Annotated in this window: 9 protein-coding genes; 8 read left to right on the forward strand and 1 reads right to left on the reverse strand. The window is 64.8% G+C overall.

Annotated elements, in window-relative coordinates:
• Window positions 1-235 precede the first annotated feature (235 nt).
• On the reverse strand, window positions 236-1168 hold the full coding sequence (locus ACVOMF_RS18280; protein WP_481510531.1) for a carbohydrate kinase family protein: 933 nt from the start codon (window positions 1166-1168) through the stop codon (window positions 236-238).
• Between the two features lie 274 nt (window positions 1169-1442).
• On the opposite strand from ACVOMF_RS18280, the gene ACVOMF_RS18285 reads away from it, so the two are divergent.
• The 8 genes from ACVOMF_RS18285 (at window position 1443) to ACVOMF_RS18320 (ending at window position 11693) form a co-directional block, all read left to right on the forward strand.
• Window positions 1443-2489 carry a rod shape-determining protein gene (locus ACVOMF_RS18285; protein WP_005419402.1) on the forward strand — a complete coding sequence of 349 codons (1047 nt, stop codon included), beginning with the start codon at window positions 1443-1445 and terminating at the stop codon, window positions 2487-2489.
• 156 nt (window positions 2490-2645) lie between these two features.
• Window positions 2646-3782 carry a rod shape-determining protein MreC gene (gene mreC, locus ACVOMF_RS18290; RefSeq protein ID WP_481510532.1) on the forward strand — a complete coding sequence of 379 codons (1137 nt, stop codon included), beginning with the start codon at window positions 2646-2648 and terminating at the stop codon, window positions 3780-3782.
• On the forward strand, window positions 3779-4264 hold the full coding sequence (mreD, locus tag ACVOMF_RS18295) for a rod shape-determining protein MreD (protein WP_481510533.1): 486 nt from the start codon (window positions 3779-3781) through the stop codon (window positions 4262-4264). Before mreC ends, mreD begins: the two co-directional genes overlap by 4 nt.
• A gap of 2 nt (window positions 4265-4266) precedes the next feature.
• Window positions 4267-6363 carry a penicillin-binding protein 2 gene (gene mrdA / locus ACVOMF_RS18300; protein WP_481510534.1) on the forward strand — a complete coding sequence of 699 codons (2097 nt, stop codon included), beginning with the start codon at window positions 4267-4269 and terminating at the stop codon, window positions 6361-6363.
• Complete coding sequence (gene rodA / locus ACVOMF_RS18305; RefSeq protein WP_481510535.1) at window positions 6360-7466, forward strand: rod shape-determining protein RodA; 1107 nt, start codon at window positions 6360-6362, stop codon at window positions 7464-7466. Before mrdA ends, rodA begins: the two co-directional genes overlap by 4 nt.
• 467 nt (window positions 7467-7933) lie before the next feature.
• Window positions 7934-9070 carry a lytic murein transglycosylase B gene (gene mltB / locus ACVOMF_RS18310; protein WP_481510536.1) on the forward strand — a complete coding sequence of 379 codons (1137 nt, stop codon included), beginning with the start codon at window positions 7934-7936 and terminating at the stop codon, window positions 9068-9070.
• On the forward strand, window positions 9067-10386 hold the full coding sequence (locus tag ACVOMF_RS18315; protein ID WP_481510537.1) for a septal ring lytic transglycosylase RlpA family protein: 1320 nt from the start codon (window positions 9067-9069) through the stop codon (window positions 10384-10386). Before mltB ends, ACVOMF_RS18315 begins: the two co-directional genes overlap by 4 nt.
• Window positions 10387-10478: 92 nt before the next feature.
• Window positions 10479-11693: a D-alanyl-D-alanine carboxypeptidase family protein gene (locus tag ACVOMF_RS18320; protein WP_481510538.1), complete on the forward strand. Its 1215-nt coding sequence runs from the start codon at window positions 10479-10481 to the stop codon at window positions 11691-11693.
• Window positions 11694-12459: the final 766 nt, after the last annotated feature.

Genomic DNA, 12459 nt, shown 5'->3' on the forward strand with positions numbered 1-12459 from the left:
TGTCACCGCCTGTATGCGCAAATACCTGACCAGGCTCAATGCCATGAAGCGTGACAACGCACCTTGGGCAGCCGGTATAGCCGAAGGCGCTCAAGACAGTTGACTCCTACAGGTGTCATGCGGCCGACGTATGGCGGGTAAGGCCTCTGCCGAGCATGGCTCGGCACTACGGTGTCGCGAGCCATGGTCAGACGCCATCACACAAAAAAAAAACGGCGCCGAAGCGCCGTTTTTCTTAGAGGCCGTAGCCGAACTGCTGCTTGAACTGGTCGTTGAACTCGGCGAAGTCGAAGCGCTGGTTCTGCGTGCCCGGGTGTTCAACCTTGAGCGCGCCCATCAGGTTGCTCATGCGGCCGACGGTCAGCCAATCCATGCCCTTCTCGATGCCGAAGATCAGGCCGGCGCGGAAGGCGTCGCCGCAACCGGTCGGGTCGACCACGCGGCGCTCGTGCGCCGGCGGGATGTCGAAGGTTTTTTCCGGGGTGTGGATGATCGCGCCGCGCGGGCCCTGGGTGGTGATGTAGGCCTTGGTCCGGGCGACGATGTCGGTCTCGCTCCAGCCGGTGCGCTGCTGCAGCAGGTTGGACTCGTAGTCGTTGACCACCACATAGTCGGCCTGCTCGATGAACTCGCGCAGTTCCGGGCCGTTGAACAGCGGCAGCGCCTGGCCCGGATCGAAGATGAAGGGAATGCCGCATTCCACGAATTCAGCTGCGTTCTGGATCATGCCTTCGCGGCCGTCCGGGGCAACGATGCCGAAGGTGACGCCCGGCACGTCGCGCACATGGTTGTCGTGCGAACGCATCATCGCGCCCGGGTGGAAGGCGGTGATCTGGTTGTTGTCGTGGTCGGTGGTGATGAAGCACTGCGGGGTGAACATGTCTTCCAGCACCCGCACCTGGCTCAGGTCGATGCCCATGCGCTCGAAGTGCTCGCGGTACGGACCGAAGTCCTGGCCCACGGTGCCCATCGGGATCGGGCTGCCGCCCAGCAGCTTCAGGTTGTAGGCGATGTTGCCGGCGCAGCCACCCAGTTCGCGGCGCATGCGCGGCACCAGGAACGACACATTCAGGATGTGCACCTTGTCCGGCAGGATGTGGTTCTTGAACTGGTCCGGGAACACCATGATGGTGTCAAAGGCAAGGGAACCACAGATCAAAGCGGACATTGCGAACAGGCCTATACGTAAAAGGAAAAAGCCGCCGCGCACGCGCAGGCGACCCGGCGCGACTGCGCGCCAAAGTGCGTAAGGTTACCGGCTGCGGCGGTCCACGGCCACAAGCAAGGATGTACCGCAGCTGCCCGGAGTGGTCGAAAGCCCAGAATTCACTAGGATTTTCCTTGCTCGGGCGGGGGTGGGTTGATAGGCTAACTGCCCTCATTTTCTGCCCATTTTTTCGCCAACCGGCGTGGGCGCGACACCCCTCAGGATCACTTCCCAGATGTTCAAGAAGCTGCGTGGCATGTTCTCCAATGACCTGTCCATTGACCTGGGCACGGCCAACACCCTTATCTATGTGCGCGGCCAGGGCATTGTGCTGAACGAGCCGTCGGTCGTGGCCGTGCGCCAGGACCGTGCCATCGGTGGCACCCGCTCAGTGGCTGCCGTCGGCGCCGAAGCCAAGCAGATGCTCGGCCGTACCCCGGGCCATATCACCACCATCCGCCCGATGAAGGATGGCGTCATCGCCGACTTCACCTACACCGAGGCGATGCTCAAGCACTTCATAAAGAAGGTGCACAAGTCGCGCGTACTGCGTCCGAGCCCGCGCGTGCTGGTCTGCGTGCCGGCCGGCTCCACCCAGGTCGAGCGCCGCGCCATCAAGGAATCGGCCGAGGAGGCCGGTGCGCGTGATGTGTTCCTGATCGAAGAGCCGATGGCGGCTGCGATCGGTGCCGGCATGCCGGTCACCGAGGCGCGTGGTTCGATGGTCATCGATATCGGCGGCGGCACCACCGAAGTTGCGGTCATCTCGCTGAACGGCATTGTCTATTCGGCCTCGGTGCGGATCGGCGGCGACCGTTTCGACGAATCCATCACCAACTACGTGCGCCGCAACCACGGCATGCTGATCGGTGAAGCCACCGCCGAGCGCATCAAGGTGGAGCTGGGCTGCGCTTACCCGCAGGCGGAAGTGATCGAGATGGAAATCTCCGGCCGCAACCTCGCCGAGGGCGTGCCGAAGATGATCAAGATCAGCTCCAACGAAGTATTGGAAGCCCTGCACGAGCCGCTGTCGGGCATCGTCTCGGCGGTCAAGCTGGCCCTGGAGCAGACCCCGCCGGAGCTGTGCGCCGACGTCGCCGAGCGCGGCATCGTGCTGACCGGTGGCGGCGCCCTGCTGCGTGACCTGGACCGCCTGATCTCCGAAGAAACCGGCCTGCACGTGCAGGTGGCCGACGATCCGTTGACCTGCGTGGCCCGCGGTGGCGGTCGTGCGCTGGAGCTGGTGGACATGCACGGCAACGAGTTCTTTGCGCCGGAGTGATCCGCAGGGAACAGGGGCTGGGGAATCGGCAACGGGGGGCAGGGTGTCCTGCAGCGCGTTCCACTCTCCAGCATCCATTTCCCGGAACCATCGGCGTGACGCCAGTCGCGCCGTTTCCATACCTGATTCTTCATTTCCCATTCCCAGCCTTCTGTCGTGCCCCCTTACGCCGGTCCTCCCGTAGCCTCCCGCCAGGGGGATGCCAGCAGCACGCTGCGTCTGCTGGCGTACCTGGCCTTGGCCATCACCTTGATCGTGCTCGACGACCAGGGCGGCTGGATGTCGCGTCTGCGCGCCCAGGCCAATGTGCTGGTGCAACCGATCTGGGCCTTGGCTGGTGTGCCGGGCCGGGTAGGGGCATCGGTCAAGGACAACGCGGCCAGCCATAACCAGCTGGTCAGCGAAAACCGCGAGTTGCGCAATCAGCTGCTTGTCGCCAACGCGCGACTGACCCGTCTGCAGACCGCGGCGCTGGACAACGCGCAGCTGCGCGAGCTGCTCAATGTGGCCGAGCGCAATGGCCTGGACGTGCAGCTGGCCCCCATCCTCGATATCGACCTGGACCCGGTCAAACAGCGCCTGGTACTGGATTCGGGCAGCCGCGCCGGTGTGCATGTCGGCCAGGCGGTGATCGATTCCGGTGGCCTGATGGGTCAGGTGATCGCGGTAACGCCTGCGCATTCAACCGTGCTGTTGCTGACCGATCCGGACCATGCAGTGCCGGTTGCGGTGGCGCGCAACGGCGTGCGCCTGATCGTCTACGGCCGTGGCGACCGGCTGGAACTGCGCGATATTCCGCTCAGCGCGGGCGTGGAAGTGGGCGATGAAATCGTCACTTCCGGTCTGGGTGGGCGTTTCCCGGCCGGTTTCCCGGTCGGCAAGATCCTGAAGCTGCGCCCGGACGATACCCACGCCTTCCTGGTCGGCGAGCTGGAGCCAGCGGCCAAGCTGGACCGTGGCCGCAACGTGCTGCTGCTGCGCTCGGTGCCGGCGCTGCCGCAACTGCCCGATAGCACTGCAATCGAATCGGCGCCGGAAGCCGCGGCCGCGGGCGGACCATCCGCAGCCCCGGTCAACCGCATGGGCGTGGCAGCTGCGGTTGTTCCTGCCCCCGGCAACGCTGCCAACCCTCCGGCTGCGGCGGCCACGCCGGCCCCGGCCAGCACGCCAGCGACCGAACCGGCAGCTGCGGGCCAGGCGCCCGTCCCGGCGACAACGCCAGCCAACGAATCCGCAAGCCCGGCAACACCAGTGACCACTGACAACCCGACCCCGCCGCAGGTGCGCCCATGAGTCGTCTGCGCACCAAGGGCTGGGTGATGCCGGTCAGCTTCGTGTTGGCCTTGCTGCTGGTGCTGATTCCGCTGCCCGAACTGCTGTTGCCGGCGCGCCCGTATTGGCTGGCGCTGGTGCTGGCCTACTGGGTGATTGAAACCCCGGACAAGGTTGGGCTGGGCTTTGCCTTCAGCATCGGCCTGCTGGCTGATGTGATGTTCGGCGGCATTCTGGGAGAGCAGGCACTGCGGCTGGTGGTGATGGCCTTCATCCTGCAGCGCTTCCGTGCGCGTATCCGTTTCTTCCCGCTTTCGCAGCAGGCCTTGGCGATGGGCGGGCTGCTGTTCAATGACCGCGTGATCGATGCTGCCATCCACCTGCTGGTGGGTGAGCCGATGCTGCCGTGGAGCTACTGGGTGGCACCGCTGCTGGGCATGGCCTTGTGGCTGCCCCTGTATGTGCTGCTGGATGCGGTGCGGCTGGGCAAGCGCGGGCGCTGACGATGGCGTCGCGCCGCCAGCACAAGAACACGCACGCAGAGGCCGAGCAGTTCCGGCGCCGTGCCGCGATCGGCTTCCTGGGTGTGCTGTTGACCCTGGGTTTCCTCGCCGGCTGGTATTTCAAGCTGCAGGTGCTGGACCACGACATCTACGCCACCCGTTCCGAGGCAAACCGCATCAAGGCGCGGCCGGTGGTGCCGGGGCGTGGCTTGATCTACGACCGCAACGGCCGTCTGTTGGCCGAGAACGTGCCGGCCTTCCGCCTGGACGTGACCGCCGACAAGGTCACGGACATGGACGCCACCCTGGCCGGTTTGCAGAAGATCTTCTCGCTCAGCGAAGAAGACATCGAGCGCTTCAAGCAATCGCGCAAGGCGCGCCGTGGCTTCATGCCGGTGACGCTGAAGCTGCGGGTCAGCGACGACGAGATGGCACGCTTCGCTGTGGACCGCTGGCGTTACCCGGGCGTCGAGCTTGAGCCCTATCTGACCCGGCGCTATCCCTATGGCGATCTGTTCGGCCACATCATCGGCTACGTCGGCCGGGTCGATGACAAGGACCTGGAAGAGCTGGGCGAGGGCAATGCAGCGCTGACCCACATCGGCAAATCCGGGCTGGAGCGTTTCTACGAGACCCAGCTGCGCGGCAAGATCGGCTACGAGCAGGTCGAGACCAATGTGCAGGGCCGTGCGATCCGCACGGTCGGGCGGGTGCCGGCGCAGTCGGGCACCGATCTGCGGTTGTCGATCGATGCCGACCTGCAGCGTGCCATGGTGGCGGCGTTCGGCGAGCAGGAAGGCTCGGCGGTGGCGATCGATCCGCGCACCGGCGAGATTCTGGCCATGGTCAGCCTGCCGTCGTTCGATCCCAACCTGTTCGTCAACGGTATCTCGCACGCCGACTTCAAGCGTCTGAACGAGAACCCCTCACGGCCGCAGTTCAATCGATTGGTGCTGGGTGGCGTGGCGCCGGGTTCGACGGTGAAGCCCTTCCTCGGCCTGGCCGGCCTGGACAGCGGCCTGCGCCGGCCCGAAGACAAGATCCTGTCGCGCGGCATGTTCTACCTGCCCGGCGTGAGCCGTGGCTGGGGTGACGCCAACCGTGGAGGTCATGGCTGGACCGACCTGCGCAAATCCATCTCGCAGTCGGTCAACACCTACTACTACCAGCTCGGTATCGACATGGGCATCGAGCGCTACGACGACTACATGGGCAACCGCTATGGCTTCGGCCAGCCAACCGGCATCGACCTGGCCGGTGAGATCGGCGGCATCCTGCCGTCGCCGGCAGCCAAGCTCAAGGCCAACAAGGAACGCTGGTATCCGGGTGACACGGTCAATGCCAGCATCGGCCAGGGGCTATGGAAAGTAACGCCGCTGCAGCTGGTGCGTGGTGTTGGCGGTCTGGCTACCGGCCAGCTGCGCACGCCGCACCTGGTGATGGAGCAGCGCGCCGGCTTCGACCACGACTGGGCACCGACGCAGCAACCGGCGAGCAGGCCCATCAGTCCCAATCCGGCCAATGTGCAGGCGGTGCGCGAGGGCATGATGGGCACCATGCAGCCTGGCGGCAGTGGTTGGCGCGTGGCTGCCGGTGCGCAGTACCGCATGGCTGGCAAGACCGGTACCGCGCAGGTCATCAGCCGCAAGGGCACGGCTGCGTTGAACCCGCGCAGCCTGCCGATGCACCTGCGCCATCGCGCGCTGTTCGTTGGTTTCGCACCGGCCGAAGAACCGGTGATCGCGATTGCCATCGCGGTGGAAGGCGGCGGCTACGGCGGTTCGGCCGCCGCACCGATCGCACGCAAGGTGTTCGATGCCTGGTTGCTCGGAGTGATGCCCGAAGGCCTGCAACCGCTGGATGCCGAGCGCGGCACGGTGGCGGTGGGCGTGGCGACCTTCGATACCGAAGATGCCAGCTGGCGCGCGCGCGGTGAGCTGGTAGCACCGCAGTTCGCCGATCTGCCGGTCATGGTTGGTGCTCCGGCACCGCTGCCAGGCACGCCGCCGCAGCCAGTGCCCGAGGCGCTGCCCGGTGTTGCGCCTGCAACTGCGCGTCCGGCCGTACCGGCGACAACCTCAGCGGAGGTGCGCCGATGAGGGATTTCCTGCGCTGGGCGTTGGAGATGGGTCAGCGTCTGACCCGAGGCCTGGACTGGCCGCTGCTGTTTGCCTTGCTCGCCTTGATGGTCATTGGCCTGTCGGTGCTGGACAGCGCCGGTGGTAGTGGCCTGGTGATGGCGCAGGGCGCGCGTTTCGCAGTGGGCCTGGTGGCGATGTGGGCGATCTCGCGGGTATCGATCCTGCGCATCCGCGCGTGGACGCCGATGATCTATGCCTTGTCGATGTTGCCGCTGCTGGCGGTGTTCGTGCTCGGCACCGGCAAATACGGACGGCAATGGTTGAACCTTGGCCTGTTCTATCTGCAGCCGGCCGAATTGTTGAAAGTCAGCCTGCCGATGATGGTGGCCTGGTATCTCAACCGCATGCCCTTGCCGCCGCGTATCCCGGTGGTGCTGGTGGCAGCGGTGATCATTGGTGTGCCGACCGGGTTGGTGATGTTGCAGCCGGACTTCGGCACCGGCGTGCTGATTGCCGCCAGCGGTGCCTTCGTCTTGTTGCTGGCCGGCCTGCCGTGGTGGTGGGTGGGCGTGGGCGTGGGCGGTGTTGCCGCGGCTGCGCCGGTGGCCTGGTTCTGGCTGCTGCGGCCGTACCAGAAGGACCGCATCATGATGTTCCTCGACCCGGAGAGCGACGCGCTGGGGGCGGGCTGGAACATCATCCAGTCCAAGATCGCCATTGGTTCCGGCGGTCTGACCGGCAAGGGCTGGGGGCTGGGCTCGCAGTCGCACCTGAACTTCATTCCCGAACAGACCACCGACTTCGCGTTCTCGGTACTGAGTGAGGAGTACGGCTGGATTGGTGTGGCGGTGGTGCTGGCCTTGTATCTGTTCGTGATCGGCCGCTGCCTGTGGATCGCGGTGGACTCGCGCGACACTTTTTCGCGGTTGCTGGCGGGCGCGACTGGTCTGGCGTTCTTCGTCTACATCCTGGTCAACGGCGGCATGATTTCCGGCCTGTTGCCGGTGGTGGGCGTGCCGATGCCGTTGATCAGTTATGGCGGCACTTCGGCGGTGTCGTTGTTGGCCGGCTTCGGGCTGGTGATGGCGGTACGTGCGCACCGGCCGGTACACGGCGGCTAGCGCAATGCTGTTGCGTGGATCGTTCATTTATCCGCGCCAATATTGCGAGCTTTGATCCAGATCAAACACCTGGCTTTACTAAACCTTCACACTACGCCCCGTCACCGGCGCGCTGTCCGCGCTGTGACTGCTGGTTCGCCGTATGGGGCAGCTGGCAGGTTGGCATCTGGCGGGATGACGGGGGGAGCCGTCGTCCCGGGTCCCCCGGACGCTGACGCGAGTGTCGGTCATCTCAGCGGGATGGGGAGATGACCGACGCTCCTTTTTTTGCCCCGCCGACTTGGCTACGCGCTTTTCCAGACCGGCTTGCCAATCTGCGGCAGGCAGCATCGCGCGGCCTATTCATCGGATAGCGCGAAACCGAGGGATTGCGGCGCCGCTGAGCGATGCGTATTTTTCGCTTCAATCTTGTTGTGTTTCATGGTGTTATTGCGGGAAATTCATCTTTGACCTGCTAATCTCGCCCGATGATTAGACGCGCCCTGGTTTGCTGCCTCACCCTCGGCATGGTTGCCTGCGCAACCCAGCCGAAGTCTCCTACACCTCTGCCGGCCCCGGCGGAAACTCCGGTCAAGCCGAGCACCGGCCCGGCCGAAGCCGTACCCGAGGCCAAGGCAGCGTTGCCGCCGGTCGACCTGACGCCGGTGCCGTTCGAAACCGCCCGCGCCAACTTCGTGCGCGATACAGCGGCCAAGTACCGCATCGATCCGGGCTATATCGAAAGCACCCTGGCGCAGGCGCAGATCCGCGAGCCGATCATCGCTGCGATGTCGCGTCCGGCCGAGCGGGTCAAGCCGTGGAACGAATACCGGCCGATGTTCATCACCCAGGCCCGCATCGACGGTGGTCGTGCCTTCCTGGCTGAGCACCGCGATGAACTGATGCGGGTGCAGGAACGTACCGGTGTGCCGGCCGAGGTGATCGTCTCCATCATTGGTGTGGAAACCAGCTACGGTCGCAATACCGGCAACCACCGCGTGCTCGATGCGCTGTACACGCTGGCCTTCAAATACCCGCGTACCGGCGACCCGGCCAAACTCGAGCGCGAAGTGCGCCGCGAACTGTTCTTCCGTGATGAACTGGCCAAGTTGTTCGAGCTGAGCGCGTTGGAAAAGCTCGACATCACTTCGCTCAAGGGCAGCTATGCCGGGGCGATGGGCATGGGCCAGTTCATGCCGTCCAGCTATCTGGACTACGCCGTGGACGGCAATGGCGACGGCCGCCGTGACCTGTTCAACAGCTACGACGATGTGTTCTCGTCCATTGCCAATTACTTCGTCAAGAAGGGCGGCTGGATCCGTGGTGGCACCGTTGCGGTACCGGCGACGCTGCAGGCCGGCTTCGAGGAATTCAATCCCACCGATTGGACTCCGACCTATACCGTCAGTGAACTGGCCGCGCGCGGCTACCATCCGGTGACTCCCGTGCGAGCAGTCAACGCCAAGGCCACTCCGGTGACGCTGGAAGGCAGTGACGGCAAGCAGTACTGGCTGGGCTTCCAGAACTACTACGCAATCACCCGCTACAACATCTCAAAAATGTACGCGATGGCCGTGTTCCAGCTGTCCCAGGCCATTGCCGGCAAGGAGCTTCCCCCGGCATGAACATCAAGTGGCTGGTCCCTGCGTTGATCGTGCTCGGGCTGGCCGCCTGCAGCAGCGCCCCCAAGAAGTCGGCCCATGGTGCGACCGGAACGACCACATCGCCGCGACCGGCAACGGTGGTGGGGAACGCGCGTGGTGAATGCCCAGAGGGCTCGCCGTATGCCAAGGCGCAGGAAGACCTGTCCACCCGCGGCAACTACACCGCTGGTGGCCTGTACAAGCCCGGTGTCAGCGACTCCACGCCGAGCTATGTGCCCAATGTGAACTGCATTCCCGAGCCGCTGGTGACCAACGAGGCGCGTTCGGCGGTCGGTAATCGATCGCCGTACACGGTGTTGGGCAAGCAGTACCAGATCATGGATCGCGTCGATAACTACGTGGAGCAGGGCACCGCCTCGTACTACGGGCAGAAATTCCACGGGCGGCTCACCTCCAACCGTGAGGTGTACGACATGTACGCCTTCACCGCCGCGCACAAGACCTTGCCGCTGCCGAGCTTCGCGCGGGTGACCAACCTGGACAACGGCGAGTCGGTGATCGTGCGGGTCAACGACCGTGGTCCGTTCCACGAAGGTCGTGTGATCGATCTCAGCTATGCCGCCGCTGTGCGGCTGGGTATCACCCAGCGCGGCACTGGCCGGGTCGAGGTGCATGGCCTGACCCCGGGCAGCGAGAATCTGCAGGCCTCCGGCGACAGCCGTCGCGCCCGTCGTGAGCGGGCTGCTGCGACAGTTGCCGCCGCAGTGCCGGCAACGCGACCCGCCGCGACGAGCCCCAGCCGCATGGACCAACTGGTCGAAAAGCTGCCAGCAGCACCGGCACGCCCGGTTGCCGGCAATGCCGACCATTTCGACGCCTGGATGAAGGACAACGGCGTGCGCGTCGCCACCGGCCGTCCGGCGACCACCAGTGCTGCCAGTACGGTAGCGGCGCCGGTGAGTGTGCAGGCGCTGCCCGCAGCGTCGGAGTTGCTGCAGTTCACTCCGCCTACGGCTTCGGCTACGGCCGCAACGGCGAGGGCTGCTGCGGGGCCGCCACCGAAGACCGTGCCGGCGGTGCAGGCCGACCCTGCCGCGCGCGCGCTGGGCTCGATCCTGCTGCAGGTCGCCAGCTTCTCCAGTCGTGACAACGCCGCGCGGGCCTTGGGCCAGCTGGCGTCTGCGGGTATTGTCGGTGCCAGCCTCAGTGACATCGTCAGTGGTGGGCGTACCCTGTGGCGCCTGCGCGTGCCGGCCAGCGACAGCAGCAGTGCCACGGAACTTGCCGGGCGTATTGCCGGTCTTGGATTTGGCCTGCCGCAAGTGGTCCGCGATTAACCTCAGCACACCGGAGTGCCGCCAGCTGGCTGGTGTCGCCCTACAATGACTCCCCGAATTTTTCTTCCTCGTCCATCAGGAACCGCTGTCCGATGAAATTCCGTTTTGCCGCCGCTGCACTGGCCACCACGCTCGCCGTGGGTCTGGCCTCCGCCCAGACGCCCACCCCGACGCCGACGCCCGCGCCGGCCGCAGCTGCCGCTCCGGCGCAGGTGGCCACGCCGCCGGCCCCGGTTCCGACTACCGCCACGGCATGGGTGCTGATGGATTACGCCACCGGCCAGGTATTGGCGGGCGAGAACATCCATTCGCCGCTGCCGCCGGCCAGCATCACCAAGGTGATGACCTCCTACGTGCTGGCTGCGGAAATGAAGACCGGCAAGATCAAGCCGGACGACCAGGTGATGATGAGTGAACGTGCCTGGCGCGAAGGCGGCGCAGGCACCGACGGCAGCTACAGCGGCTTCCCGGTCAACCAGACCGCGCGTCTGGAAGACATGGAAAAGGGCATGGCGATCCAGTCCGGCAACGATGCCGCCATCGCCCTGGCCGAACACGCTGCCGGCAGCCAGGAAGCATTTGCGGCGCTGATGAACAGCTATGCAGCCAAGATCGGCATGAAGGATTCACACTTCGTCAACGCGCACGGTCTGAACGCCGAGGGCCACCAGTCCAGTGCCTACGATCTGGCGCTGCTGGGCCGCGCCTTCGTGCGTGATTACCCGGAGACCTACGCGTATAACAAGATCAAGGAATTCACGGTAGGCAAGATCACCCAGCCGAACCGCAACCTGCTGTTGTGGCGTGACCAGAGCGTGGACGGCATCAAGACCGGCCACACCTCGGCTGCCGGTTACTGCCTGCTGAGCTCGGCGCAGCGCGGTGATCAGCGTCTGGTCGCGGTGTTGATGGGCGGTGCGTCTGAGAAGCAGCGCGCTGACGACAGCCTGGCCTTGTTGAACTGGGGTTTCCGTTTCTTCGAAACCCATCGCATGTATGAGCCGGGCAAGGCCGTGACCACGCAGCATGTGTGGAAGGGCGCGGCCGATGAGGTGCAGTTGGGTGTGGCGCAGCCGATGCTGGTGAGCGTGCCGCGCGGCCGTTACAACGATCTGAAGCCGTCGATGGACGTGCCGAAGGAGTTGGTGGCCCCGATCACTGCGGGTCAGCAGATTGGTACGGTCAAGGTGTCGCTGGATGGCAAGGTAGTTGCCGAGGCACCGCTGGTGGCTGTGCAGGGGGTGGAAGAAGGTGGTTTCTTCAAGCGTCTGTGGGATGCCTTCATGATGTGGTGGAAGTCCGAGTAAGGGCTTTCACTGGCTGAAAAGCCGAGCGGCGTTGCGGTGTTCTGTCGACCGGATTTGGGTCGATGGGGCGCAGCAACGCCGCTTTTGTTTTGTCTACAGAGTGGCGCAGCTCCGCTCAGCCCCCGTTCCTTTGCCAAGCTCCGCTGAGCGCCCTTCCTTTGCCAAGTGCAGCTCTGCTCCCTCCCTTTGCCGCAGGCAAGGGGAGGGTTGGGGAGGGGGGGCTTTTGCTGTTGCCGTAGCCGAAGTCGTAGCTGTTGCTTTGGACTTTGACTTACAGGGCCCCTTCCGCAGCGACGGAGCCAGTGGGAAGAACCCGAAGGGCGACGTGCATGGATGCACGTCGTTTTTCGCCACGACAGGGATGTCGTGTCGAAAAATCCCGCTGGCGGAGTGGACCCGCGTCGCGCAGCGGCGTGGGCGTGGAGGCAGGGTGTGTTTCTTTTGGTTATCTTTTCTTTGCACAAGCAAAGAAAAGTAACTCGCTCCCCGAAGGGGAGAGAAAGCTCTTGCTCTTGCTTCAGCCGGAGCCGGAGCCGGAGCCGGTGCCAAGATCAAGATCAAAGACTTTCGCCCGCCTGCGGCGCGCGAGCACACCTTTCTTTGCTTGTGCAAAGAAACATGGCCCAAAGAGGTGCTTCTTCAACAGCCGAATGGCTGGTCAAGCACACCCTGCCTCCGCGCCCACGCCGCTGCGCGACGCGGGTCCACTCCGCTGGCTGGTTTTTTCGACCAGACATCCATGTCTCGTCTAAAAACGACGCACATG

The organism is Stenotrophomonas sp. STEN022, from assembly GCF_056760155.1.

Excerpts from the sequence above, each read along its gene's own strand:
- mreD (WP_481510533.1), top strand. The coding sequence starts at position 3,779 with ATGAGTCGTCTGCGCACCAAGGGCTGGGTGATGCCGGTCAGCTTCGTG.
- mrdA (WP_481510534.1), top strand. The coding sequence starts at position 4,267 with ATGGCGTCGCGCCGCCAGCACAAGAACACGCACGCAGAGGCCGAGCAG.
- ACVOMF_RS18320 (WP_481510538.1), top strand. The coding sequence starts at position 10,479 with ATGAAATTCCGTTTTGCCGCCGCTGCACTGGCCACCACGCTCGCCGTG.
- ACVOMF_RS18280 (WP_481510531.1), bottom strand. The coding sequence starts at position 1,168 with ATGTCCGCTTTGATCTGTGGTTCCCTTGCCTTTGACACCATCATGGTG.
- ACVOMF_RS18315 (WP_481510537.1), top strand. The coding sequence starts at position 9,067 with ATGAACATCAAGTGGCTGGTCCCTGCGTTGATCGTGCTCGGGCTGGCC.
- ACVOMF_RS18285 (WP_005419402.1), top strand. The coding sequence starts at position 1,443 with ATGTTCAAGAAGCTGCGTGGCATGTTCTCCAATGACCTGTCCATTGAC.
- mltB (WP_481510536.1), top strand. The coding sequence starts at position 7,934 with ATGATTAGACGCGCCCTGGTTTGCTGCCTCACCCTCGGCATGGTTGCC.
- rodA (WP_481510535.1), top strand. The coding sequence starts at position 6,360 with ATGAGGGATTTCCTGCGCTGGGCGTTGGAGATGGGTCAGCGTCTGACC.